Annotated in this window: 18 protein-coding genes and 1 tRNA gene; 10 read left to right on the top strand and 9 right to left on the bottom strand. The window is 66.6% G+C overall.

Going from position 1 to position 25,147, the window contains the following annotated elements; translation table 11 throughout:
• Positions 1 to 3 precede the first annotated feature (3 nt).
• A complete protein-coding gene (locus DACI_RS17650) occupies positions 4 to 795 on the top strand; it encodes an outer membrane protein assembly factor BamD (RefSeq protein ID WP_012205336.1) in 792 nt (263 codons plus the stop codon).
• On the opposite strand, the gene DACI_RS17645 is transcribed toward DACI_RS17650, so the two are convergent.
• Positions 758 to 2,932 carry an ATP-dependent DNA helicase gene (locus DACI_RS17645; protein ID WP_012205335.1) on the bottom strand — a complete coding sequence of 725 codons (2,175 nt, stop codon included), beginning with the start codon at positions 2,930 to 2,932 and terminating at the stop codon, positions 758 to 760. The two genes, DACI_RS17650 and DACI_RS17645, sit on opposite strands and share 38 nt — an antisense overlap.
• 136 nt (positions 2,933 to 3,068) lie before the next feature.
• Here DACI_RS17645 and DACI_RS17640 point away from each other — a divergent pair, with 136 nt between their 5' ends.
• The gene (locus DACI_RS17640) at positions 3,069 to 3,839 is read left to right on the top strand and encodes a PP2C family protein-serine/threonine phosphatase (RefSeq protein WP_012205334.1); all 771 of its coding nucleotides are present in this window, start codon (positions 3,069 to 3,071) and stop codon (positions 3,837 to 3,839) included.
• 9 nt (positions 3,840 to 3,848) lie between these two features.
• Here the strand turns inward: DACI_RS17640 and DACI_RS17635 are convergent, their stop codons facing one another.
• The 5 genes from DACI_RS17635 to DACI_RS17615 all read right to left on the bottom strand — a co-directional run bounded on the left by DACI_RS17635 (position 3,849) and on the right by DACI_RS17615 (position 11,536).
• Entirely contained in the window at positions 3,849 to 4,577 is a 729-nt protein-coding gene (locus DACI_RS17635) for a hypothetical protein (protein WP_012205333.1), read from the bottom strand.
• Positions 4,578 to 4,617: 40 nt separating this feature from the next.
• Positions 4,618 to 5,721 (bottom strand): cell division protein ZapE, encoded by a 1,104-nt coding sequence (gene zapE / locus DACI_RS17630; RefSeq protein ID WP_012205332.1) that lies wholly within the window; start codon positions 5,719 to 5,721, stop codon positions 4,618 to 4,620.
• Between the two features lie 97 nt (positions 5,722 to 5,818).
• Positions 5,819 to 7,246 carry a dihydrolipoyl dehydrogenase gene (gene lpdA / locus DACI_RS17625; RefSeq protein ID WP_043781860.1) on the bottom strand — a complete coding sequence of 476 codons (1,428 nt, stop codon included), beginning with the start codon at positions 7,244 to 7,246 and terminating at the stop codon, positions 5,819 to 5,821.
• A 90-nt stretch (positions 7,247 to 7,336) separates the two neighbouring features.
• Complete coding sequence (gene odhB / locus DACI_RS17620; RefSeq protein ID WP_012205330.1) at positions 7,337 to 8,602, bottom strand: 2-oxoglutarate dehydrogenase complex dihydrolipoyllysine-residue succinyltransferase; 1,266 nt, start codon at positions 8,600 to 8,602, stop codon at positions 7,337 to 7,339.
• 54 nt (positions 8,603 to 8,656) lie between these two features.
• Entirely contained in the window at positions 8,657 to 11,536 is a 2,880-nt protein-coding gene (locus tag DACI_RS17615) for a 2-oxoglutarate dehydrogenase E1 component (RefSeq protein ID WP_012205329.1), read from the bottom strand.
• Between the two features lie 231 nt (positions 11,537 to 11,767).
• On the opposite strand from DACI_RS17615, the gene DACI_RS17610 reads away from it, so the two are divergent.
• The 8 genes from DACI_RS17610 (at position 11,768) to DACI_RS17570 (ending at position 22,800) form a co-directional block, all read left to right on the top strand.
• The gene (locus DACI_RS17610) at positions 11,768 to 12,931 is read left to right on the top strand and encodes an AI-2E family transporter (RefSeq protein ID WP_012205328.1); all 1,164 of its coding nucleotides are present in this window, start codon (positions 11,768 to 11,770) and stop codon (positions 12,929 to 12,931) included.
• Between the two features lie 357 nt (positions 12,932 to 13,288).
• A complete protein-coding gene (gene fdnG, locus DACI_RS17600) occupies positions 13,289 to 16,354 on the top strand; it encodes a formate dehydrogenase-N subunit alpha (RefSeq protein ID WP_080518199.1) in 3,066 nt (1,021 codons plus the stop codon).
• Positions 16,355 to 16,364: 10 nt separating this feature from the next.
• A complete protein-coding gene (fdxH, locus tag DACI_RS17595) occupies positions 16,365 to 17,294 on the top strand; it encodes a formate dehydrogenase subunit beta (RefSeq protein WP_012205325.1) in 930 nt (309 codons plus the stop codon).
• A complete protein-coding gene (locus DACI_RS17590) occupies positions 17,291 to 17,917 on the top strand; it encodes a formate dehydrogenase subunit gamma (RefSeq protein WP_012205324.1) in 627 nt (208 codons plus the stop codon). The genes fdxH and DACI_RS17590 overlap by 4 nt, the downstream gene beginning before the upstream one ends.
• Before the next feature lie 212 nt (positions 17,918 to 18,129).
• Complete coding sequence (fdhE, locus tag DACI_RS17585; RefSeq protein WP_012205323.1) at positions 18,130 to 19,104, top strand: formate dehydrogenase accessory protein FdhE; 975 nt, start codon at positions 18,130 to 18,132, stop codon at positions 19,102 to 19,104.
• Between the two features lie 14 nt (positions 19,105 to 19,118).
• A complete protein-coding gene (gene selA, locus DACI_RS17580) occupies positions 19,119 to 20,573 on the top strand; it encodes an L-seryl-tRNA(Sec) selenium transferase (RefSeq protein ID WP_012205322.1) in 1,455 nt (484 codons plus the stop codon).
• Positions 20,574 to 20,583: 10 nt separating this feature from the next.
• The gene (gene selB / locus DACI_RS17575; RefSeq protein WP_012205321.1) at positions 20,584 to 22,515 is read left to right on the top strand and encodes a selenocysteine-specific translation elongation factor; all 1,932 of its coding nucleotides are present in this window, start codon (positions 20,584 to 20,586) and stop codon (positions 22,513 to 22,515) included.
• A gap of 189 nt (positions 22,516 to 22,704) precedes the next feature.
• Positions 22,705 to 22,800: transfer RNA gene (locus DACI_RS17570), tRNA-Sec, on the top strand.
• A 32-nt stretch (positions 22,801 to 22,832) separates the two neighbouring features.
• Here the strand turns inward: DACI_RS17570 and DACI_RS17565 are convergent.
• From DACI_RS17565 to DACI_RS17555, 3 genes are read right to left on the bottom strand one after another with little or no spacing between them, the layout of a single operon-like run.
• Positions 22,833 to 23,339: an OmpA family protein gene (locus DACI_RS17565; RefSeq protein WP_012205320.1), complete on the bottom strand. Its 507-nt coding sequence runs from the start codon at positions 23,337 to 23,339 to the stop codon at positions 22,833 to 22,835.
• Position 23,340: 1 nt separating this feature from the next.
• Positions 23,341 to 24,570, bottom strand: coding sequence for a sensor domain-containing diguanylate cyclase (locus tag DACI_RS17560; RefSeq protein WP_012205319.1), 1,230 nt, complete (start codon positions 24,568 to 24,570; stop codon positions 23,341 to 23,343).
• Positions 24,567 to 25,124: a YfiR family protein gene (locus DACI_RS17555; protein WP_043781856.1), complete on the bottom strand. Its 558-nt coding sequence runs from the start codon at positions 25,122 to 25,124 to the stop codon at positions 24,567 to 24,569. The genes DACI_RS17560 and DACI_RS17555 overlap by 4 nt, the downstream gene beginning before the upstream one ends.
• Between the last annotated feature and the right edge of the window lie 23 nt (positions 25,125 to 25,147).

Genomic DNA, 25,147 nt, shown 5'->3' with positions numbered 1-25,147 from the left:
ACCATGCAGCGTATTCCCCTGTCCATCGTTCCCGCCATGCTGGTCGCAGGCGTTCTGACAGCCTGCTCCAGTACGCAGCAAGACCCTACTGCCAAGTGGACCCCGGACCGCATCTATACCGAGGCCCGCGACGAAGCCGCCTCCGGCGCGTTCGACAAGGCCGTTCCGCTGTTCGAGAAGCTCGAAGGCCGTGCCGCCGGCACGCCCCTGGCCCAGCAGGCCCAGCTCGACAAGGCCTATGCCCAGTACAAGAGCGGCGACAAGATCCAGGCCACCGCCACGCTGGACCGCTTCCTGAAGCTGCATCCGGCCAGCCCCGCCACCGACTACGCCCTCTACCTGAAGGGCCTGGTCAACTTCAATGACAACCTGGGCATGTTCTCCTGGCTGTCGCGCCAGGATCTGTCCGAGCGTGACCAGAAGGCCGCCAAGGACTCTTTCGAGTCCTTCCGCGAGCTGGTGACGCGCTTTCCCGAGTCGCGCTACGCCGAGGATTCGCGGCTGCGCATGCAGTACATCGTCAACTCGCTGGCGCAGTACGAAGTGCATGTGGCCCGCTACTACTACGGACGCGGCGCCTACGTGGCCGCCATCGCGCGCGCGCAGACGGCCGTCAAGGACTACCAGGGCGTGCCCGCCGTGCGCGAGGCCATGCAGATCCTGGTGAATTCATACGACGCCCTGGGCATGACGCAGTTGCGCGACGACGCGCAACGCGTGCTGACCGCCTCCTACGGCCAGGAGTCCGACCAGGACCTCACGGCAAAGCAGAAGTCGTGGTGGAAGCTGTGGTGATCTGCGGCGCAGGCTGCGCCAGCGCCTGCAGGGCCTGAACAAAGGCCGCCTCGTCCACCAGGGTCCGCATGGGCGGCAGCGCGGCACGCAGCCGCCGCCCGTAACCCATGGTGGCCAACCGGGAATCACAGACCACGAGTACGCCGCGATCCGTCTCGCGCCGGATCAGGCGGCCGGCGCCCTGCTTGAGCGCCATGGCGGCCTCGGGCAGCATGTAGTCGGCAAAGGCCTGACGCCCCACGGATTCCAGGCTGCGCGAACGCGCCTCGACCAGCGGATCGTCGGGCGGCGGAAACGGCAGCTTGTCGATGACCACCAGCTGCAGCGCATCGCCCGGCAGGTCCACCCCCTCCCAGAAAGTGGCCGAGGCCACGAGAATGCAGCCCCGCCCCGGGCTCGCCCCCGTGCCTTCCCTGCCTTCTCCGGCCGCGATAAAGCGCTCGATCAAGGCCAGCTTGGGCGCCTGCCCCTGGACCAGCACATCCAGTTCACCAAACAGCCCCAGCGACTGCTGCAGTGCATCGCCTATGGCGTGCAGCGCCCGCAGCGTGGTCGTCAGCACCAGCGTGCGCCCGCCCAGGCGCTGGGCGGCATCCAGCGCCAGGCGCGCCACCTCGGTGCTATGCGTGGCACTGCCGGCCTGGGCAAAGGGCCGGGGCACGTAAAGCGCTGCCTGCCGCGCATAGTCAAAGGGACTGTCCACGCGCAGCACCTGGGCCTCGCGCAGGCCGCAGGGCTCGGTGAACCAGCTCAGGCGCTCGTCGTCACCCAGCGTGGCCGAGGTGAAGATCCACGCGGTGCCCGAGGGCTGCCGGGGCAGGCCTGCAGCTTCGTGAACGGGCGCGGGCGCGCCTTCTTCCTGTTCTTGTGGCTCGGGCTCGGGCTGTGCATCCTCTCGCTCCTGGTCTTCCGATCCCTCCTGCTCCTGCGTCAACCCCAGCAGCCGCGTGCGCATGATGTGCGCAATGGTCAGCGGAGACTCCAGCATGCGCATCTGCTGGCTGCCCAGCTCCAGCCAGCGCACCGTGTCCTGCACGGCGGCGGCGGCAAAGGTGGCCAGGCGCCGCAGCAACTCGTTGCCGCGCTCGAACAGCCTGCGCAGTTCGGGGTCGCTGACCTGCAGTTGCACCAGCGGCTCCAGCAGTGCCCGCAGGCTGCGCCCCAGCGTCACCAGGGCGGTGCGCCAGCGCTGCGCGTCCAGCCCCTGCGGCGTCACGCCCTGCCAGGGCAGGCGCCCGCCCGCCGGGGGCTTGCCTGCCGCCAGGCGCAGCTCGCGCAAGGCCTGCTCCACACGTGCCGAAAGCTGCATCCAGTCGGCCATGCCGCGCGCCAGTTCCTGGCCGGCGCGCAGCACATCGCGGGCATAGCCCGTCAGTTGCTGGCCCGACAGGCTCTGGCCCGCGAACTGCACGCCGGTGTCGTTGAGCTGGTGGGCCTCGTCCACCACGACCACGCCCACGCTGGGCAGCAACTGGGCCACGCCCGACTCGCGCACATCCAGGTCGGCAAACATGAGGTGGTGGTTGATGACCACCACGTCGGCCTCCAGCGCAGCGCGGCGGGCCACGTTGACATGGCAGTCCTGCCAATGCGGGCAGTCGGAACCCAGGCAGTTGTCGCGTGTGGAAGTGACCAGGGGCAGCGCGGGCGAGCGCTCGTCCAGCGCGGGCAACTCGCCCAGGTCGCCCGTACGCGTGGTGCGTGCCCATCGCTCGACCAGGGCCACGCTGCGCAGCACCTGCGGGTCCTGCGGCGCCGTGCGGCCCTGGCGCACACGCTCCAGCCGCTCCATGCACAGGTAGGCGCTGCGGCCCTTGAGGCGCGCCATGCGCAGCGGCATGCCCAACGCGGCAACGAGGCGCGGCAGATCGCGGGCATACAGCTGATCCTGCAGCGCGCGCGTGGCCGTGGACACCAGCACGCGCTGGCCGCTGAGCAGGGCCGGCACCAGGTAGGCATAGGTCTTGCCCACGCCCGTGCCGGCCTCGACCACCAGGGTCTGGCGCTGCTCGATGGCCTGGGCCACGGCCAGGGCCATGCGGGTCTGCCCCTCACGCGGCAGGAACAGCGCCTCGGCGCGCGACAGCAGGCCTTGCGGCGCGAAGGCCGCCTGCACGGCGGCGGTCAGAGAATGCAAAGGGCGGGTCCGTTTGTTGAAAAAGAGAGCGCCGCCGGGGTGCGGCGGGCCAGCGCCGGGGACGGTGCTCCGATAATATGCGCCATGACATTGGTGTGCCCATCCACCGCCCCAAGAGCCCACCAAACCAGAGACCATGCAGCCAGCGTACCGACTCCAAGCCGCCACAGGCATCCATCGCGGTGACAGGCAATACCAGCAAGACCAGGTGATGCTCATGGCCCACCCCTATGTACACGGCTGCCTGCTGGGCGTGCTGGCCGACGGCATGGGCGGGCGCAGTGGCGGGCGCAAGGCCTCCGACCAGGTCATGCTCACGGCGCGCCAGCTGTTCGAGCGCTTCGAGCCGGGCAAGGAGGACTGCACGGCGCTGCTGGAGAGCATCGTCCACGAGTCGCACATGGTGATCCGGCTGACGGCCATCTCGGCCGAGCAGGAGCCGCACAGCACCATTGCCGCCTTCGTGCTGCTGCCCCAGGGCCGCTGCCACTGGGTGCATTCGGGCGATTCGCGCATCTACCACTACCAGGGCGCGACCATGGTCCACCGCACCAAGGACCACTCCTACGTCCAGTCCCTGGTGGACAGGGGAGAACTCACCGAATTCGAGGCCCATGTGCACCCCAAGTCCAACATCCTGCTGGGCTGCCTGGGCACCGAGGCCGAGCCGCCCATGAGCCACCACGTGATCGAGCACGTGCACCCGGGCACCACGCTCATGGCCTGCAGCGACGGCGTCTGGCACTACTACACGGCAGAGGAACTGGGCACCGTGCTCAACGCGCTCACGCCGCGCGAGGCCACGGAATTCCTGATCGACAAGGCACGCGTACGCGCCCAGGGCGGGGGTGACAACCTGTCGCTGGTGGTGCTCAAGCTCGAGGCACTGGAGCCGGTGACGGCCTGACCACCGGGCTCAGGGCGCCGCAGACGCGGGAGGCGCAGGCAGTGGCGCTGCCTGCGGGCCGCGCTCGCGGGCGGCATCGGCGGCACGGGCCTTGCGCTCGGCAGCCTCTTTTTGCTTGGCCTCGAACTGGGCGCGGGCGGCAGCTCGCCGCTCCTGCTCCTGCGCAGACTGGCGCTGCTCGATCTGCGCCTGGCGATCACGCTGGTGGCTGGCCTGCTGGGCTGCGCGCTGCTGTGCGTCCTGGGCACGCTGGGCCCTGATGGCCTGGGTGTCGCGCTGGGCGGCCGGTGGCCGCTCCTTGGCTTGCATGGACGAGGCGGCCTTCTGCGCCTTCTTGGCCTCGATATCCTCAAGGCGCTGGGCGGCGCGCTCCTTGCGCTCCTCGTCGTTGATCTGCAGCTCGCGTTCGCGCAGCGGCTTGTCCTGCTCGCGGGCCTCCTCGCGCGCCTGCCTGAGGCAGTCTTCCACGGCAAAGCGCTGGTAGCACTCGGACTCCAGGGCCGTGCGCCGCCTGTCGATGACGGCACGCTGGGCCGCGATCTCGGCGCGTGCGGCCTTGCGCTCGGCCTGGACCTGCTTTGCAGCCTGGGCGCGCTCCTGCCGCGCATCGGCATCGCTATCCGCGCCAGCCTCCGCAGCCATGGCCGGGCCGGCCAGGACAAGGCAGGCCAGCGCAGCGCTCAGGGCAGCGGGCAGTTTCTTCACAAGGGCGAAAGCAGAGGTAGGCAGTTTCAACATGTACAGGTCCGGCAAACGACGCCAGTGGCTGCGAACGGCCTCAGGTCAGGCTGGTGTCCACCACACGGCGCTCCAGCGCCAGGAATTCCTTGGACTGCATCTCGTTCAGGCGCGATACGGTACGGGGGAACTCATGGGCCAGCGGGCCCTCAGTGTAAAGCTGCTCGGGCGGCACGGCGGCCGAGATGACCAGCTTGACCCTGCGGTCGTACAGCACGTCCACCAGCCAGGTGAAGCGACGCGCGGGCGATGCCATGTTGACCGGCATATAGGGCACGTCGGACAGCAGCACGGTGTGGAACTGGCTTGCGATCTCCAGGTAGTCGTTCTGCGAGCGCGGGCCGCCGCACAGCTCGCGGAAGTCGAACCAGACCACGCCACCGGCGCGGCGGCGCGCACGGATCTCGCGCGCCTCGATGTGCAGCACGGGGTCTTCGTCCTTGACTTCGGCCAGCTTGTCGAAGGTTTCGGTCATGGCCGCATCAGCCTCTGCACCCAGGGGCGTGTGATAGAGCCGGGCGTTTTCCAGCGTGCGGCGGCGGTAGTCCGTGCCGTTGTCCACGTTGACGACTTCCATGCGCTCGTTGAGCAGGTCGATGGCCGGCAGGATGCGGTCGCGGTGCAGGCCGCCCGGATACAGCTCGTCGGGCTTGAAGTTTGAGGTGGTGACAAAGCCCACGCCGTTGGCGAACAGCGAGACCAGCAGCCGGTGCAGGATCATCGCGTCCGTGATGTCGGCCACGTGGAATTCGTCGAAGCAGATCAGCTTGTACTTCTTGGAGATGCGGGCACCCAGCACGTCCAGCGGGTTCTGCGTGCCCTGCAGCACGGCGAGCTCGCGGTGGACCTCGCGCATGAATTCGTGGAAATGCAGGCGCACCTTGCGCCTGAGCGGCACGGCGTTGAAGAAGCAGTCCATGAGAAAGCTCTTGCCGCGCCCGACCCCGCCGTACATGTAGACGCCGCGGGGAATCTCGGGATGGTTGATGAGCTTCTTGAAGGCGTTGGAGCGGCGCTGGCGGTAGACCGCCCAGTCGTCGGCACAGCGCTGCAGCGCCTCGACGGCGCGCAACTGCGCAGGATCACTGTGAAAGCCCTTGGCTACCAGTTCGGCCTCGTAGGCCTCTCGCACTGAAACGCTCATGCAGCATCAACCATTCGCTATGTATTCAGAAGCTGAAAACGCTTGCAGGGCAAGCGCTTTCAGGTCTTTGGCTTGGGCTAGATGGCTAGCCTGGCACTCAGAAATTCAAAGTGCGCTTGTCGACGGCCAGTGCCGCTTCCTTGGTGGCCTCGGACAGCGAGGGGTGGGCATGGCAGATGCGGGCGATGTCTTCGCTCGATGCCTTGAACTCCATGGCGACCACGGCTTCGGAGATCAGCTCCGAGACCATGGGGCCGACCATGTGCACGCCCAGGATTTCGTCGGTCTCGGCATCGGCCAGGAACTTGACCATGCCCGTGGTGTCGCCCAGGGCGCGCGCACGGCCGTTGGCCAGGAAGGGGAAGGTGCCAGCCTTGTACTTGACGCCCTGCTCCTTCAGTTGCTGCTCGGTGCGGCCCACCCAGGCGATTTCGGGGCTGGTGTAGATCACCCAGGGGATGGTGCCGAAGTTCACATGGCCATGCTGGCCGGCAATGCGCTCGGCCACGGCCACGGCCTCTTCCTCGGCCTTGTGCGCCAGCATCGGGCCGCGCACCACGTCGCCCACGGCCCAGACGCCGGGCAGGCTGGTCTTGCAGTCGTCATCGACCACGACGCAGCCGCGCTCGTCCAGAGCCAGGCCCACGGCCTCGGCATTGAGGCCGGCCGTGTTGGCAGTGCGGCCGATGGAGATGATCAGCTTGTCGGCCTCCAGCGCCTGGGCTTCGCCCTTGGCGTTGGTGTAGGCGATGGACACGCCCTTCTTGCCGCTCTTGATTTCGCCGATCTTCACGCCCAGCTCGATCTTCAGGCCCTGCTTGTCGAACGCCTTCTTGGCTTCCTTGGCGATCTGCTCGTCCACGGCGGACAGGAACTTGTCCATGCCTTCGAGCACGACCACTTCCGTGCCCAGGCGGCGCCAGACCGAGCCCATTTCCAGGCCGATCACGCCAGCGCCGATCAGGGCCAGCTTCTTGGGGGCCTTGCCCAGGCGCAGGGCGCCGTCGTTGGACAGGATGTTCTCTTCATCGAAGGGCACGCCGGGAAGCGCGCGGGCGCTGGAGCCCGTGGCGACCACGATCTGCTTGCCCGTCAGCACTTCCTCTTCCTTGCCGGCAACCTTGATCTCGTAGCCGCCCTCGACCGCCTTGACGAACGAGCCACGGCCGTGGAAGAAGGTGACCTTGTTCTTCTTGAACAGGTACAGGATGCCGTCGTTGTTCTGCTTCACGACCGCATCCTTGCGGGCGATCATCTTGGCCACGTCCATCTCGACCTTGCCGGTGGAGATGCCATGGTCGGCAAAGTGCAGATTGGCGTGCTCGAAGTGCTCGGACGACTGCAGCAGGGCCTTGGAGGGAATGCAGCCCACGTTGGTGCAGGTGCCGCCCGGAGCGGCGCCGCCCGCGGTGTTCTTCCACTCGTCGATACAGGCCACGTTGAAGCCCAGTTGTGCGGCACGGATGGCGGCGATGTAGCCGCCAGGGCCCGCGCCGATGACGATGACGTCGAATTGCTTGCTCATTTCAGGAATCTCTTGTCTGTGATGCATGAAAAAACCCACCGCAGGGCACGCGGCCAAGGGTGGGTTTTCGTCGTGTCGAACCCTGTGGAATTACAGGTCGAACAGCAGGCGCGAAGGATCTTCCAGCGCGTCCTTCATGGCCACCAGGCCCAGCACGGCTTCGCGGCCGTCGATGATGCGGTGGTCATAGGACATGGCCAGATAGTTCATCGGGCGGACCACGACCTGGCCGTTCTCGACCATGGCGCGGTCCTTGGTGGCGTGCACGCCCAGGATGGCCGACTGGGGCGGGTTGATGATGGGGGTGGACATCATCGAGCCGAAGGTGCCGCCGTTGGAGATGGAGAAGGTGCCGCCGGTCATTTCTTCAATGCCCAGCTTGCCTTCGGCAGCCTTCTTGCCGAATTCGGCAATCTTCTTTTCGATGTCGGCGAAGCTCATCTGGTCTGCATTGCGCAGGATGGGCACCACCAGGCCACGGGGCGAACCCACGGCGATACCGATGTCGAAGTAGCCGTGGTAGACGATGTCGTTGCCGTCCACGGAAGCATTGAGCACGGGGTACTTCTTCAGGGCGTGCACTGCCGCCTTGACGAAGAAGGACATGAAGCCCAGCTTGGTGCCGTGTTCCTTGGTGAAGGCGTCCTGGAACTTCTTGCGCAGATCCATCACCGGGGCCATGTTCACTTCGTTGAACGTGGTCAGGATGGCGTTGGTGGACTGCGACTGCAGCAGGCGCTCGGCCACGCGGGCACGCAGGCGGCTCATGGGCACGCGCTGCTCGGGACGGCCGCTGAGGTCTTCCTTGGCAGCGGGAGCCGACACCTGGGGCAGCGCCTTGGTGGGCACGCCGGTGGGGATGACGGCAGCCGTGGACTGCACGCCGCCCTTGACGGCGGCCAGGGCGTCGCCCTTGGTCACGCGGCCATCCTTGCCGGAGCCAGCCACGTTGGCGGCCGACAGGTTGTTCTCGGCCAGCAGCTTGGCAGCGGCGGGCATGGCGACATCGCCCTTGCTGCCGCCAGTGGCAGCAGCAGCGGCGGGAGCAGCAGCAGGCGCTGCGGCAGCGGGAGCGGCGGCTGCGGCAGGAGCGGCAGCGGCCACGCCGGCCACGCCTTCGGTGTCGATCTTGGCGATCAGCTGCTCGGCCACCACGGTGGCGCCATCACCTTGCACGATCTCGGCCAGCACGCCAGCGGCGGGAGCGGGCACTTCGAGCACGACCTTGTCGGTTTCGATTTCGATGAGGATCTCATCGATTGCAACCGCTTCGCCGGCCTTCTTCTTCCAGGTCAGCATGGTGGCCTCAGCGATGGACTCGGACAGCTGGGGAACTTTGACTTCAACGATAGCCATTTGTGATTCTTTCCAAAAGTGTTCTGTACTGATACGTAGCGGGTGGGGGCTGCCTTACTTGTTCAGGACAAAACCCTTGAGCTTGGAGAACGCGCCTTCCACCAGGGCCTTTTGCTGCTCCTGGTGCAGGTGTGCGTAACCCACGGCGGGCGATGCCGAGGCAGCGCGGCCGGAGTAGCCCAGCTTCTGGCCATCGAGCATGTTCTCGTGGATGTAGTGCTGCACGAAGAACCAGGCGCCCTGGTTCTGCGGCTCGTCCTGGCACCAGACGATCTCGGTGGCGTTGCCGAACTTCTTGAGTTCAGCGGCGAAGGCCTTGTGCGGGAAGGGGTACAGCTGTTCGACGCGGATGATGGCGACGTCCTTGCTTTCCTTCTCGGCGCGCTTCTTGACCAGGTCGTAGTAGACCTTGCCCGAGCAAGCGATCACGCGCTTGACCTTGGCCGCGTTCTTCACGACGGCTTCGTCCTGCTCGGGGATCACGGTCTGGAAACCACCGCTGGTGAACTCGGACAGCGGCGAGGTCGCATCCTTGTTACGCAGCAGAGACTTGGGGGTCATGATGACCAGCGGCTTGCGCAGCGGGCGCACCATCTGGCGACGCAGCACGTGGAAGATCTGGCTGGCCGTGGTGGGCTGCACGATCTGCATGTTGGCGTCGGCGGCCAGCTGCATGAAGCGCTCCAGGCGTGCCGAGCTGTGCTCGGGGCCCTGGCCTTCATAGCCGTGCGGCAGCATCAGCGTCAGGCCGTTGATGCGGCCCCACTTGACCTCACCGGAGGCGATGAACTGGTCGATCACCACCTGGGCGCCGTTGGCGAAGTCGCCGAACTGGGCTTCCCAGATCACCAGGGTGTTGGGATCGTTCGACGCGTAGCCGTACTCGAAGCCCAGCACGGCCTCTTCGGACAGGATGGAGTCGATGACGGTGAACGGAGCCTGGCTGTCGGCCACGTTCTGCAGCGGGATGTAGGTGCCTTCGCTCCACTTTTCACGCTTTTGGTCATGGATGACCGAGTGGCGGTGGGTGAAGGTGCCGCGGCCGCAGTCCTCGCCCGACAGGCGCACGGGGTAGCCCGATGCGACCAGCGATGCGAAGGCCATGTGCTCGCCCATGCCCCAGTCCACGTTGACATCGCCGCGGCCCATGGCTGCGCGGTCGTCATAGACCTTTTTGACCAGCGCGTGCGGGGTCACGGTCTCGGGGATGGTGGTGATGCGTTCGGCCAGACGCTTCCATTCGGTCAGCGGGATGGCGGTGTCGCCGGCGTCGGTCCAGGTCTTGCCCAGGAACGGGCTCCAGTCCACGGCGTACTTGCTCTTGAAGTTCGTCAGCACCGGGTCCACGGTGTGGCGGCCTTCGTCCATGGCGGCACGGTAGGCCTTGGCCATGTCGTCGCCCAGCGTCTCGCCCAGGCCTTGCGTGGCCAGCTTGTCGGCGTACAGCTTGCGGGTGCCGGGGTGGGCGCCGATCTTCTTGTACATCAGCGGCTGGGTCAGGGCAGGCGTGTCCTGCTCATTGTGGCCCAGCTTGCGGAAGCAGACGATGTCCACGACCACGTCCTTGGCAAACTCCATGCGGAATTCCAAGGCCAGTTGCACGGCCAGGGCCACGGCTTCCGGATCGTCACCGTTCACGTGCAGCACGGGCGACTCGATCATCTTGACGATGTCGGTGCAGTACAGGGTGGAGCGGGTGTCGCGCGGATCGGAGGTGGTGAAGCCGATCTGGTTGTTGATGATGATGTGCACCGTGCCGCCCGTGGTGTAGCCACGGGTCTGGGCCAGCGCCAGGGTTTCCTGGTTCACGCCCTGGCCGGCAAAGGCGGCATCGCCGTGCACCAGCACGGGCAGCACCTGCTTGCCATGCGGGTCGTCGCGGCGGTCCATGCGCGAACGCACCGAGCCTTCGACCACGGGGTTGACGATTTCCAGGTGCGAGGGGTTGAAGGCCAGCGACAGGTGGACGGGGCCGCCTGCGGTGGACACGTCGGAACTGAAGCCCTGGTGGTACTTCACGTCACCTGCGGGCAGGTCTTCGGGGGCAGTGTGGTCGAACTCGGCGAACAGGTCCTTGGGCATCTTGCCCAGGGTGTTGACCAGCACGTTCAGGCGGCCGCGGTGGGCCATGCCGATCACGACTTCCTGCACGCCCTTCTGGCCGGCAGCGTTGATCAGCTCGTCCATGGCGACGATGAAGCTTTCGCCACCTTCCAGAGAGAAGCGCTTTTGGCCGACGTACTTGGTGTGCAGGTAGCGTTCCAGGCCTTCGGCAGCCGTCAGGCGGTCGAGGATGCGCTTTTTCTGGTTGGCGTCAAAGCTGGGCTTGGTACGGCTGGTTTCCAGCTTTTGCTGCCACCAGCGCTTTTGCGTCTGGTCGGTGGCATACATGTACTCGGAGCCGATCGTGCCGCAGTAGGTCTCGCGCAGAGCGTTCATCAGCTCGCGCAGCGACATGCTTTCCTTGCCGAAGAAGGTGTTGCTCGTGTTGAACACCGTTTCCTGGTCGGCATCGGTGAAGCCGTAGAACGACGGCTCCAGCTCGGGAATTTCGGGGCGCTCGGTGCGCTTGAGGGGATCGAGATCGGCCCAGCGTGCGCCGACGTTGCGGTAGGCGGCGATCAGTTGCTGGACGGCGGTGCGCTTGCGGCCCAGCTCGGAGTCGGCGCCGGAGGCCACGACCACCTTGGTGCCGCCTTGCTTGGCGCGCTCGGCGAAAGCGTTGATGACGGGCTGGTGCGGGACGTCCTTGGAGTCCGTGCCGTCGACTGCTGGCACATGTTGCAGTGCATCAAAGTACTCGCGCCAGGAATCCGGCACGCTACCGGGGTTGGCCAGGTAGTTCTCGTACATTTCTTCGACGTAGGGGGCATTGCCGCCGAAGAGGTAGGTATTGCCTTGGTAGGCTTGGTAGACCGACGTCTGATCGCTCATATTGCGCTGACCTCAGCCTCCCTGAAGGAGGCATTAGCTGGTTTGTGGAACCTTCCGCGACACGGCTGTACCGATTGGCGGATGCGACTGTGGCTGGGGAAGGGCCTGGTTGCGACCGCCATTGTGCCACCGTTCAAACATCGCAGCAGGGCAGTTACCAAGCGATTACCTGGACCCTCCGGGAGTTCCCGCAGTCGCGTACATTGGCGCATCTTCCGAACGGACCGACAGATGAACCTGCTGCCCTTACACAAACGCACTTTCATGCTGCTGCTGATCGCGGCGACCATCGGCTTCGGTGCCGTGCTCTGGGAATTCATGGGGGCCATCTTCTGGGGCGTCGCCCTGGCCATCCTGTTCTCGCCGCTGCACCGGCGCCTGCTGGCACGCATGCCCCGGCGCACCAATCTCGCCGCCCTGTCCACCCTGCTGCTGTGCCTGGTCGTGGCCATCCTGCCGCTGGCGCTGATCGGCGCCTCCCTGGTGCGCGAGGCCTCGTTGATCTATGAGCGCGTCAACAGCGGCAACCTGGACGCGGGCACCTATCTGCAACAGATCATGGACGCCCTGCCCTCCTGGGTCACACCCTGGCTGGAGAGGTTGCACCTGGGTTCGCTGGCCGAGCTGCAGGACAAGCTGTCCAGCATCGCCATGCAGGCCTCCAAGCTGGCGGCCACCAAGGCGCTGGGCATAGGCCAGAACACGTTCGGCTTCTTGGTGGGCTTTTGCGTGATGCTGTACCTGCTGTTCTTCCTGCTGCGCGACGGCCGTGACCTGACCCAGCGCATCCGCATGGCCATTCCGCTGCAGGCCGACCACAAGGCCGAACTGTCGAGCAAGTTCACCACCGTGATCCGCGCCACCGTCAAGGGGAACCTGGCCGTGGCGGCCGCACAGGGCGCGCTGGGCGGGCTGATCTTCTGGATTCTGGGCATCCAGGGGCCCGTGCTGTGGGGCGTGGTGATGGCCTTCCTGTCGCTGCTGCCTGCCGTGGGCGCCGGCCTGATCTGGGCACCGGTGGCCATCTACTTCCTGGCCACCGGTGCCATGGGCAAGGGCCTGATCCTGATCGCCTACGGCGTGTTGGTGATCGGCCTGGTGGACAACGTGCTGCGCCCCTTGCTGGTGGGCAAGGACACGAAGATGCCCGACTACATCGTGCTGATCTCGACGCTGGGCGGCATGGCTCTCTTCGGACTGACGGGTTTTGTGATAGGCCCCGTGATCGCGGCCCTGTTCATGGCGATCTGGGACATGTTCTCGCGCATGCAAGTGCAGGATGAGGAAAAGCGCCGCCAACTTGCCCAGGCAGGTTTGGCGCATGCTGAATATCAGACATCGGATGATATGGACCTCAAGCAAGCACCGCACGATCCGCGCCCGCCGGCACGCTGAGCCTGCTCCGGCCCCTCCCTCTGGACGGGGCCGGAAATCCATTTCCAGGCATTCAATGGGTGCAAATGGATCGCATTCGCGCAATAGCCTGGATTCATCGAGCTCATTCATCCATTCAATGAATGGCGGATTGATATAAAACAAAATGTCCGAAGCCCTGAATCCAGATAATCATTTCAACTGATGATCCCGCCGGGCGGCGCCCCGGCAAGCCCCGCGCAGCAAGGCCTGGCGTGGAGCTTGCGCGCGAATGCCGCACAGGCCGACTCAGGATTAAGGGTTATTTCCCGGATTGATTCCGGGGTGCACTCGTAGAATTTGCTTACAAGCGTCAATTTCTATTAGAAGGTACCCCACATGGTCCAATTCTCCAGACGCCAGTTCATGAAAGTGACTGGTTCGACTCTGGCCGGATCCAGCCTGGCGTTGATGGGCTTCTCGCCCACTGCCGCCCTGGCTGAAGTGCGCCAGTTCAAGCTGGCCGCCACCACGGTCACCCGCCAGACCTGTACCTACTGCTCGGTAGGTTGCGGCATACTGATGTATTCGCTGAGCGACGGCGCCAAGAACGCCAAGCTGTCGGTGATCCACGTCGAGGGCGATCCGGACCACCCCGTCAACCGCGGCACGCTGTGCCCCAAGGGCGCCTCGCTGCTGGACTTCGTCCACAGCCCGCACCGCCTGAAATACCCCGAGTACCGCGCCCCCGGCTCCAACGAGTGGAAGCGCATGTCCTGGGACGAGGCGCTGACGCGCATCACCAAGCTGCTCAAGGACGATCGCGACGCGAACTTCGTCGAGCAAAACGACAAGGGCCAGACGGTGAACCGCTGGCTGACCACCGGCATGCTGGCCGCCTCGGCCTCCAGCAACGAAGCCGGTTACGTCACACACAAGGTTGCCCGTTCCTGGGGCCTGCTCGCACTCGATAACCAAGCACGTGTCTGACACGGCCCGACGGTGGCAGGTCTTGCCCCGACGTTTGGCCGTGGAGCGATGACGAACCATTGGGTCGACATCAAGAACGCGGACGTTATCCTGATCATGGGCGGCAATGCCGCTGAAGCACATCCCTGCGGTTTCAAGTGGGTGACCGAAGCGAAGGAGCACAACGGTGCGCACTTCATGGTGGTCGATCCGCGCTTCAACCGCTCCGCCTCCGTGGCCGATTTCTATGCCCCCATCCGGTCGGGCTCGGACATCGTGTTCCTGGGTGGCGTGATCAACTATCTGCTCACGAACGACAAGATCCATCACGAATACGTGAGGAACTACACCGACTTCTCGTACATCGTGAAGGAGGAGTTTGCGTTCGACGAAGGCATCTTCTCGGGCTACGACCCGCAGACACGCAAATACGACAAGTCCAGCTGGGACTATGAGCTCGACGCCGACGGCTACGTGAAGGTGGACGCCAGCCTGCAGCATCCGCGCTGCGTGTACCAATGGCTCAAGCGCCACTACGCCAGCTACACGCCCGAGAAGGTGGAGAGCGCCTGCGGCACGCCCAAGGAAAAATTCCTGCACGTGTGCGAGAAGCTGGCATCGACCGCCGTGCCGGGCCGCGTCGCGACCATCCTGTACGCACTGGGCTGGACACAGCACACCACGGGCGCGCAGATCCTGCGCACGGGCGCCATGGTCCAGCTGCTGCTGGGCAATATCGGCGTGGCAGGCGGCGGCATGAACGCGCTGCGCGGGCACTCCAACATCCAGGGCCTGACGGACCTGGGCATCCTGTCTGCCTCGCTGCCCGGCTACCTGACGCTGCCCAACGAAGGCGAGCAGGACTACCAGAAGTACATCGACGCGCGCACGCCCAAGGCCATGCGCCCGGGCCAGATGAACTACTGGTCGAACACGCCCAAGTTCCACGTGAGCCTGATGAAGGCCTGGTGGGGACCGGCGGCCACGGCCGAGAACAACTGGGCCTTCAACTACCTGCCCAAGCTGGACAGGCAGTACGACATGCTGCAGGTGTTCGACCTGATGGCGCAGGGCAAGATCAACGGCTACATCGCCCAGGGCTTCAACCCGCTGGCAGCCCTTGCGAACAGCAACAATGTGCGCGAAGGCCTCAAGAAGCTGAAGTTCCTGGTGATCATGGATCCGCTGGTCACCGAGACATCGGAGTTCTGGCAGAACCACGGCGAGTTCAACGACGTGGATCCGGCATCGATCCAGACCGAGGTGTTCCGCCTGCCCACGACCTGCTTTGCAGAGGAAGACGGCGCCGTCGTCAGTTCCTCGCGCGTGCTGCAGTGGCACTGGAAGGCGGCCGAGCCCCCGGGCGAGGCCAAGACCGACATCGCCATCATGTCGGCCCTGCACCTGCGCCTGAAGCAGGCCTATGAGAAGGACGGCGGCAAGTTCCCCGAGCCGATCACCAAGCTGTGGTGGCCCTATGCCCATGCCGATCATCCGACCTCGGAAGAGATCGCCAAGGAGTACAACGGCCGCGCCCTGGTGGACCTGTTCGACCCCAAGGACCCGACCAAGCTCATCCGCAAGGCCGGCGAGCAGCTGGCCGGCTTCGGCGAGATGCGCGACGACGGCACGACGATGGGCGGCTGCTGGATCTGGGCCGGCTGCTGGACCTCGTCCGGCAACCAGATGGCCCGGCGCGACAACAGCGACCCCACGGGCATAGGCAACACGCTGAACTGGGCCTGGGCCTGGCCGGCCAACCGCCGCGTGCTCTACAACCGCGCCTCCTGCGACCGCAACGGCCAGCCGTTCGATCCCAAGCGCACGCTGATCCGCTGGAACGGCAAGGCCTGGGGCGGTGCCGACGTGCCCGACATGGGCCCGACCATGCCGCCGGAGACCACCGATCCGTTCATCATGAACCCCGAGGGCGTGGCGCGCTTCTTCGCCCGCAAGGGCATGAACGAGGGACCGTTCCCCACCCACTACGAGGCCTTTGACAACCCGCTGGGATACAACCCCATGTATCCCGACAACAAGCTGGCGGTCATCAACCCGGCCACGCGGATCTTCGACTCCGTCAAGGATTCGGCGGGCTCGCCCAGCGAGTTCCCGCACGTGGGCACGACGTACCGCCTGACCGAGCACTTCCACTACTGGACCAAGCACGTTCAGCTGAACAACATCGTTCAGCCCGAGCAGTTCGTGGAAATCGGCGAGGCGCTGGCCAAGGAACTGGGCATCGAGACCGGCCAGCATGTGAAGGTCAGCTCCAAGCGCGGCTTCGTCAAGGCCGCCGCCGTGGTGACCAAGCGCATCAAGCCCATGAAGATCGATGGCAAGACCATCCACCACGTGGGCGTGCCCATTCACTGGGGCTTCTCGTCCACGGGCCGCAAGGGCTACATGGCCAACAACCTGACGGCATCGGTGGGCGATGGCAACAGCCTTACCCCGGAATCCAAGACCTTCCTCGTGAAGGTGGAAAAGGTTTAAGGAGCAGCTGATGTCATCAACCATGTCTCTCGATATCAAGCGTCGCTCGGCCACGACGACGCCTGCTCCCAGTGCGCGCGAAACGCACAGCGGCGAGGTGGCCAAGCTCATCGATGTCTCCAAGTGCATCGGGTGCAAGGCCTGCCAGACCGCCTGCATGGAGTGGAACGACCTGCGCGACGAAATCGGCACCTGCGCGGCCGGCGTCTATGACAACCCGACCGATCTGACCGATCAGTCGTGGACCGTCATGCGCTTTACCGAGTACGAGAACGAAGCGACCGGCAACCTGGAGTGGCTGATCCGCAAGGACGGCTGCATGCACTGCGAGGACCCGGGCTGCCTGAAGGCCTGCCCCTCGCCGGGCGCCATCGTGCAGTACAGCAACGGCATCGTGGACTTCCAGCAGGACCAGTGCGTGGGCTGCGGCTACTGCGTCACGGGCTGCCCGTTCAACATCCCGCGCATCTCCAAGAAGGACCACAAGGCCTACAAGTGCACGCTGTGCTCGGACCGCGTGGCCGTCGGCCGCGAGCCTGCCTGTGTCAAGACCTGCCCCACGGGCGCCATCATGTTTGGCACCAAGGAGGCGATGAAGGACCAGGCCGAGCACCGCATCGGCGACCTCAAGCGGCGCGGCTATGCCGAGGCCGGCCTGTATGACCCGCAAGGCGTGGGCGGCACCCATGTGATGTACGTTCTGCATCACGCGGACAAGCCTTCGCTGTACAAGGGCCTGCCCGACGACCCGAAGATCAGCCCCATGGTGTCCCTGTGGAAGGGCGTGGCCAAGCCGCTGGCCATGGCCGCGCTGGGCGCAGCTGCCGTCGGCAGTCTGTTCCACTACATCACCAAGGGCCCGAACGACGTGTCCAAGGAACTGGAAGACGAAATGGACCGCAAGGACCAGGAAGCCGCTGAAAAGGAGGCCCGCCGATGAAACGCAACCCACGTGACCTGGTGCGCTACAACGCATCGGAGCGTGCCAACCACTGGGTGGTCGGCATCTGCTTCATCCTGCTGGCGCTGTCGGGCCTGGCGTTCTTCCACCCGGCCTTCTTCCCGCTCACTCAGCTGTTCGGCGGCGGGCCGTGGACGCGCATCCTGCACCCCTACATCGGGGTGGTGATGGCGCTGTTCTTCATCATCATGGCGCTGCGCTTCTGGCGCCTGAACGTGGTCGAGCCGCGCGACATCGAGTGGCTCAAGAACGTCAACAAGATGATCGACGGCGACGACCACGACATGCCCGAGCAGGGCAAGTACAACGGCGGCCAGAAGCTGCTGTTCTGGGGCCTGGTCATCGGCATGCTGGCGATCACCGTGACCGGAGCGCTCATGTGGCGCGCCTGGTGGACGCTGCCCGTCAACGTGGTGCGCGCCGCCTCGGTGGTGCATGCCATTGCGGGCGTGTGGATGATCGGCTTGATCATCATGCACGTGTACGCGGCCATCTGGACCCGGGGCACCATCCGCGCCATGCTGTACGGCACGGTGACGCGGGCCTGGGCCAAGCAGCATCACCGGGGGTGGTATCGCAAGATGACCGGAGACAACGACTGAGCCCCCTGAGCGGCTGCGCCGCTTCCCCCTCTCGCTTCGCGGGGGGGACGGCACCCTCGGTGCGGGGCGGCCCTTCCTCGGTGCCCCTGCTCTGGGGCACGCCGGTTTCATAGGCCAAGGACAATGCGCAACCCCGTGTTAGCCTTTCGCCTGAAGCCACCAGCCGCCCGGCGTCCCTGGACGCTGGGCGATTGTCTTTTTGGAACATTCCAATGCAACGCATTCTTCAACCCGGCGATATCGAGTCGCTGGACCACACCAGTTTTCCGCGCGTGCTGCTGCCGCAGTTGCCGGGGCTGTTCGTCGAGCGGGCGGCACGGCTGCGGCAGCTGGCCGAGGGCAATCCGATTGCCGATTACCTACGGTTCGTGGCGCAGATCGTGGACGCGCAGGCCAAGGCGGCCGGGCAGTTGACGCTGGCCGAGCCCGATGCGGCGCTGATTGCGCGGGCGCAGGAGCATTCCATGCCGCTGCTGCCTGCCGCCGACCATATCGATGCCGCCTGGCATGGCGTGCTGGACCGCATGCTCGATGCCCTGTCGGGCGCCGATGGCCTGCCTGCGCCGCTGCAGCCGCTGCTGCAGGAGCTGCGCGCGCTGGACACGGCCGGGCGTGACGAGATCGCGCAGCGGCTGCTGCAAAAGGAAGTGGCGGCCCGCCACGTGGGCATGGCGCCTTTTGTGATGGCTGCGCTGCAGGTGGTGTTTGCCACGCGCGCCAGCGGCCTGAGCGCACGCGACTTGCCCTATACCGATCCCGCCTCGATCTGCCCCGTCTGCGCCAGCGAGCCCGTGGCCAGCGTGCTGCGCATCGGCGGCAAGGCGGCGGGCCACCGCTACCTGCACTGCGGCACCTGCTGCACGGAGTGGCACATGGTGCGCGTCAAGTGCTCGCACTGCGAGTCGACCAAGGGCGTCGAGTACCAGGGCATCGATGGCGCAGGCGATACCGTGCTGGCCGAGACCTGCGAGGAATGCGGCAGCTACCGCAAGGTGGTCAACCAGGAAAAGGACCCGATGGCCGAGCCCCTGGCCGACGACCTGGCCTCGCTGATGCTGGACCTGCTGATGGGCGAGGAGACGCGCTTTCAGCGCGCCAGCGCCAATCCCCTGCTCTACGTGGCCTTTGCCGAGGAGCAGGATGAGGCCGGCGACGCGCTGATCGACCCCGCCACGCCTGCTGCCTGACCCTTTCGCACGCCATGACCGATACCGCCGCCCCCTCTGCCGCATCCCCTGCCCCGTCCGCGCTGCGCCTGCCTGCCGTGGACAAGGTGCTGTTGAGCGCCGACATGCTCGCGCTGCGCGAGCGCCACGGCCTCGATGCCTGCACCCAGGCCGTGCGCGAATCCCTGGCGCAGATGCGGGCCGATGCGCAGGAGCGGCTGCGGTCGGGCGAGCCCGATGCAGGCGCGCCCGGCATCACTGAGGTGGTCCAGGCGGCCGGCCTGCGCTTGGCGCAGCGCTTTGCGCCCCGGCTGCGCACCGTCTTCAACCTCACGGGCACGGTGCTGCACACCAACCTGGGCCGCGCCCTGCTGCCGCAGGAGGCCGTGGACGCCGTGGTGGCCGCCATGACGGCGCCGGCCAACCTGGAGTACGACCTGGAAGACGGCGGCCGTGGCGACCGCGACGACCTGATCGAATCCCTGGTCTGCGAACTCACGGGTGCCGAGGCCTGCACCGTCGTCAACAACAACGCCGCCGCCGTGCTGCTGACCCTGGCCACGCTGGCGGCCGGGCGCGAGGTCATCGTCTCGCGCGGCGAGCTGGTGGAGATCGGCGGGGCCTTCCGCATTCCCGACATGATGACGCGCGCAGGCGCCACCCTGGTCGAGGTGGGCACCACCAACCGCACCCATGCGCGCGACTACGAAGGCGCTGTCGGCGAACACACCGGCCTGCTCATGAAGGTGCATTGCAGCAACTACGCCATCACCGGCTTCACCAAGGCCGTGAGCGACGCGGAGGTGGCATCCATTGCCCACGCGCACGGCCTGCAGATGGTGGTGGACCTGGGCAGCGGCACCCTGGTCGACCTGCGCGAATGGGGCCTGCCCTACGAGGTCACGGTGCGCGAGACCATCGAGTCGGGCGCCGACATCGTCACCTTCAGCGGCGACAAGCTGCTGGGTGGCCCGCAGGCTGGCCTGATCGTGGGCCGCAAGGACCTGATCGCCCGCATCAAGAAACACCCGCTCAAGCGCGCACTGCGCGTGAGCAAGCTCACCCTGGCTGCGCTGGAGCCCACGCTGCGCCTGTACCTGCACCCCGAAAAGCTGGCCGAGCGCCTGACCACGCTGCGCCTGTTCACGCGGCCCCAGGCCGACATGCAGGCCCGCGCGCAGGCCCTGCAGCCGCTGGTGCAGCAGGCGCTGGGCAGCCGCTATGTGGTGGAAACCGCCGAGATGAACAGCCAGATCGGCAGCGGCGCCCTGCCCGTGGAAAACCTGCCCAGCTGGGGCCTGCGCCTGCATCCGGCCGACGGTCGCCAGGCCGGCCGCCAGCTCACCCGGCTGGAGGCCGGCCTGCGCAGCCTGCCCCGCCCCGTCATCGGCCGGCTGCATGACGACGCTCTGTGGCTGGACCTGCGCTGCCTGGAGGCAGCCGACGAGCCTGCCTTCACCGAACAGCTGCCGCTGCTGCACATCGCCTGAGGACGAACGCATGATCATCGGCACCGCCGGCCACATTGACCACGGCAAGACCACCCTGGTGCGCGCGCTCACGGGCGTGGACACCGACCGCCTCAAGGAAGAGAAGGCGCGCGGCATCTCCATCGAGCTGGGCTATGCCTACACGCCGCTGCCCAATGGCGAGGTGCTGGGCATCATCGACGTGCCCGGCCACGAAAAATTCGTGCACACCATGGCCGCAGGCGCCGTGGGCATAGACCACGCCTTGCTGGTGGTGGCCGCCGACGACGGCGTCATGCCGCAGACGCGCGAGCACCTGGACATCCTGCAGCTGCTGGGCGTGCGCGAAGCCACCGTGGCCCTGACCAAGGCCGACCGCGCCACGCCCGAGCGGCTGCAGCAGGTGCGCGCCGAGATCGGGGCCCTGCTAGCCCCCACGCCGCTGGCCGGCGCGCCGGTCTTCCCTACCGCGGCAGCCCTGCCTGACGACGCAGGCGTGGCGCAGTTGCGCGAGCACCTCATGGCGCGCGCCCAGTCCATTCCCGCGCGGGCCAGCGACGGGCTGTTCCGCCTGGCCGTGGACCGCAGCTTCACGCTACCGGGCCAGGGCACCGTGGTCACAGGCACCGTGTTCGGCGGGCAGGTGAAAGTCGGCGACACGCTGGTGCACTCGGCCTCGGGCACCGAGGTGCGCGTGCGCAGCCTGCATGCCCAGAACCAGGCCAGCGAACAGGGCCTGGCCGGACAGCGCTGCGCGCTCAACCTGTCGGGCATTGCCAAGGAAGCCATCACGCGCGGCGACTGGATCGCCGACGCACGGCTGCTGCAGGCCAGCGACCGGATCGACGTGCGCCTGCAACTGCTGGCCGATGCGCCATCACTGGCCCAATGGTCGCCTGTGCATGTGCACATCGGTACGGCGCGCTGCACGGCCCACGTGGCCCTGCTGCAGGACCAGCCGCTGAGCCCTGGCGAACAGGCCATCGTCCAGCTGGTGCTGGACATGCCCGTACATGCCCAACCCGGCGACCGGCTCATCGTGCGCAATGCCCAGGCCAGCCGCACCATTGCCGGCGGCAGCGTCATCGACCCCTTTGCACCCGCACGCAAGCGCCGCAGCCCCGAGCGCACGGCCTATCTGCAGGCGCTGGAATCGCTGATTGCCACCGGGGATGCCAGCGCACTGGTGCAAGGCGCGGCGCACGGCATTGCCACGTCGCAGCTCATGCGCCTGACGGGCCGCGCATCGGTGGCCACGGATGCCCGCCTGCACCGCCTCCCCTTGGCGGAGGGCGATACGCTGCTGCTGGGCGAGGCACGCTTGCAGCAGCTGCGCAACCAGGTGCTGGACAGCATGGCGCGCTTCCACGACAAAAGCCCCGACGAGCCCGGCGTGAACGCCGCACGCCTGCGCCGCATGGCACTGTCGGGCCTGGTGCATGCAGGGCATGACGCGCTGTGGAAGGGATTGCTGCAAGCCCTGCTGCAGGACGGCAGCCTGGCCGCCAGCGGCGCCTGGCTGCACCTGCCCGGCCACAGCGTGCAGCTGTCGGACAGTGAAAAGCAGATCGCACAGAAACTGCTGCCCGCCATCGAGGCCGGCCGCTACGACCCGCCCTGGGTGCGCGACCTGGCCCGCGACAGCGCCACCGGCGAGGAAACCGTGCGCCAGCTGCTGCGCAAGCTCGCACGCCAGGGCCAATTGTTCCAAGTCACCAAGGACCTGTTCTACACAGCAGCCCGCATGGACGAACTCGCGGCCCTGGTCCGCGAGCTGGCCTCCTCCACCCCCAACGCCGAAATCCAGGCCCACGCCTTCCGCGACGCCACCGGCCTGGGCCGCAAGCGCGCCATCCAGATCCTCGAATTCTTCGACCGCATCGGCTACACCCGCCGCCTGCGCGACGCCCACCTGCTGCGCCCCGATGTGCAGTGGACCACTGGTGCCACAGCAAGAATCTGAGGCAAGGGGCCGCTACAATGGCCGGCTTTGGACATACCGCTTGCAGCGGCGCGGCCCAACCCAGGGACGCCGAGCAAGAGCCGCCTCGCGGCGGGGGCGCCTAGCCGATGGCGTCGTCCCCCTCCCCCGCGAAGCGGGTAGAGAGGGGGAAGGCGCGCAAGCGCCTCAGGGGGTGCCCAACATCCAGAAGGAAAGCATACGCACCCGGTGGTGCGCCCGGGCTTCAAACCCGGTCAGGGGCGTCAGCCGCTCCTGGGTAGGTTCGACTCCTGCTGCTTTCCGCCAATCCCCCGACTCTGATTCCAGCCAGGTTCCGGCTATTGCAAGGGCACGACGATGGCCACGCGGCGGTTCTCCGCCGCATCGCTGGGTACCACGGGCATGGCGCGGCCCAGGCCCTTGACCTCGATATCCTGGCGCGCCAGGCCAGCTTCGGCCAGCACATCGGCCACGGCCTCTGCGCGGCGCAGCGACAGGCGCATGTTGTAGGCATCGCTGCCGCGATCGTCCGTATGGCCTTCCACGCGCAGCCGCTCTATGCCCACGCCCTTGAGGGCGCGGCCCAGCTCCAGCACCTTGGTGCGCGCCTGGGCGCCGACTTCGGCCGAATCAAAGCCGAACAGCAGCTTGCCCGACATCTGCAGCTCCCAGCCCTGGTCTGCCTGCGCAAAGCCCTGGCTGCGCAGCAACTGCTGCTGTTCTTCGGTCAGCCCCGGCGCCTTGGCCGGCACCTGCGGCACCGTCTGGCAACCGACCAGCGCAAGGGCCAGCACTGCGGCCGCACCTGCACCGCACATCCGGATCCAGCTCCGTCGTTTCAACATGTCATCCTCCTGTGATTCGTTCGGCCTGGCGCATGGCCTTGGCCTGGTACATGGCCTGGTCTGCATGGCGCATCAGCGTCTCCATGCTCTGGCCATGCTTGGGAAAAAGGGCGACGCCCGCGCTGACCGAAGGCTGCAGCACCACGCCTTCGCTGACCACCAATGGCTCGCGCATGGCAGCCTCTATCTTGTCCCGCACCATCTGCGCATCGCCGCCCCCGCCCACGGGATAGAGCAAGATGGCGAATTCGTCGCCGCCCAGCCGCGCGACCAGATCGGTCTCGCGCACCTGCGAGCGCAGCCGGGCACCCACCGCCTTGAGCAGCACATCGCCCACGGCATGGCCGTAGGCGTCGTTGACCTGCTTGAAGCGGTCGTTGTCCAGAAACAGCACGGCCAGCTTCTGCCCGCTCTCCGCTGCACTGTCCAGCGCCTGCTGAAGTCGCTGCTCGAAATGCAGCCGGTTGGCCAGCCCGGTGAGACTGTCGCGCGAAGCCTGCCGCTCCAGGGCCGAATTTTGCTGCTGCAGCCGCTCATGGCGCGTCTGCAGCTCGGCCAGCAGCGCGTTGAAGTTGTCGCCCAACTCGCGCAGCTCGGCAATGCGCGCCAGCGGCACGCGCTGGTCCATGGATCGGTCATGGCGCACGGCCCGGGCCACGCGCGCCAGCTGCTGCAACGGCTCGGCAATGTCGCGCAGCATGCGGCGCGACTGGCGCAGGCCCACATAGCCGCTGACACCCACGCACAGCACCAGCACGATGAAACCTGCGCCCAGGAAGCGGACCAGGCCCACGCCATCGCTGGCCAGCTGCACACTGCCGACCAGCCTGCCGTCCTGGCGCACATCGGCCTCGGCGCGCGGCAGGCCAATGCCCACGGCCAGCAGCTCCCCGATGCTGGACAGCGCCGAGCCACCATGGCCCGACCACCGCACGAACGGACGGCCCTCGGCATCGAAGACCTCGGCGTGGGCCACGCCTTCGCCACGCAGCAGCTGGTCCAGTACGCGGGCGGCTTCGTCGCGGTCACCGAAGACCAGCGATGCCTCGACCGTATAGGCCAGCGAACGGGCCACCAGATGCAGGTTGTTGGATAGGTACAGGCGCAGGGTGGCCACGCCGACGATGAGCAGCAGCGCCCCCGCCAGCGCGATGGCCACCGCCGCCATGCGCAGGTGCGCGCGGCGGATCACGTTGCGCAGGGAGGCATTGCCGGACAGGGACAACTTCATGGCAAGGTCCTGTGGCGCGCCAGTTGCAGCACCTTGGGATTGACACGCAGGCCGCTGCGGGCCACGGAGTCGAGGCTGACCTCGAAGCCCGCGCCCTCGCCACGGCGGCGCAGGCAGAACATGGCACCGATGCGGCACAGCTCGCCCCGCTCGCTGATGGTCAGCAGCGGCCGCCCGGCCAGCTGCTCCATGAGCTTGCGCCAGGCCGCCTCATCGAGCTGGCCGGCATAAATGCCCTCGCATTCGACCAGTGCGCGCGCATCGACGGGCGCCACGCGCCGCACCTCCAGCCGCTGGCTGCCCACGGTCTGCGGGGCGCCATTGAGCAGGTCGTCGGCATATTCGGTGGAGCCCACCACGCACAGCCGCAGCACGGGGCTTTCCGTGGGCCAGCGCGTGTAGCCCAGGATGCCTACGACGGTGCGCGTCACTCCCAGCTCATGCTCATCGGCCGCCGGCTCCGCATGTGCATGCCCCACCAGCCCGGCCTGCAAGGCCAGCAGACCCACGACCAGCCAGGCCCGGGCAGACAGGCCTTTGATCCTGCAATCCATGCCCCACCTGCGGTATGTGTGAT

Origin of the sequence: Delftia acidovorans SPH-1, from assembly GCF_000018665.1 — a bacterium.
Lineage (GTDB): Bacteria > Pseudomonadota > Gammaproteobacteria > Burkholderiales > Burkholderiaceae_C > Comamonas > Comamonas acidovorans.
Note: the sequence above shows the minus strand (reverse complement) of the source record. Positions and strands in the feature narration are given on the sequence as shown.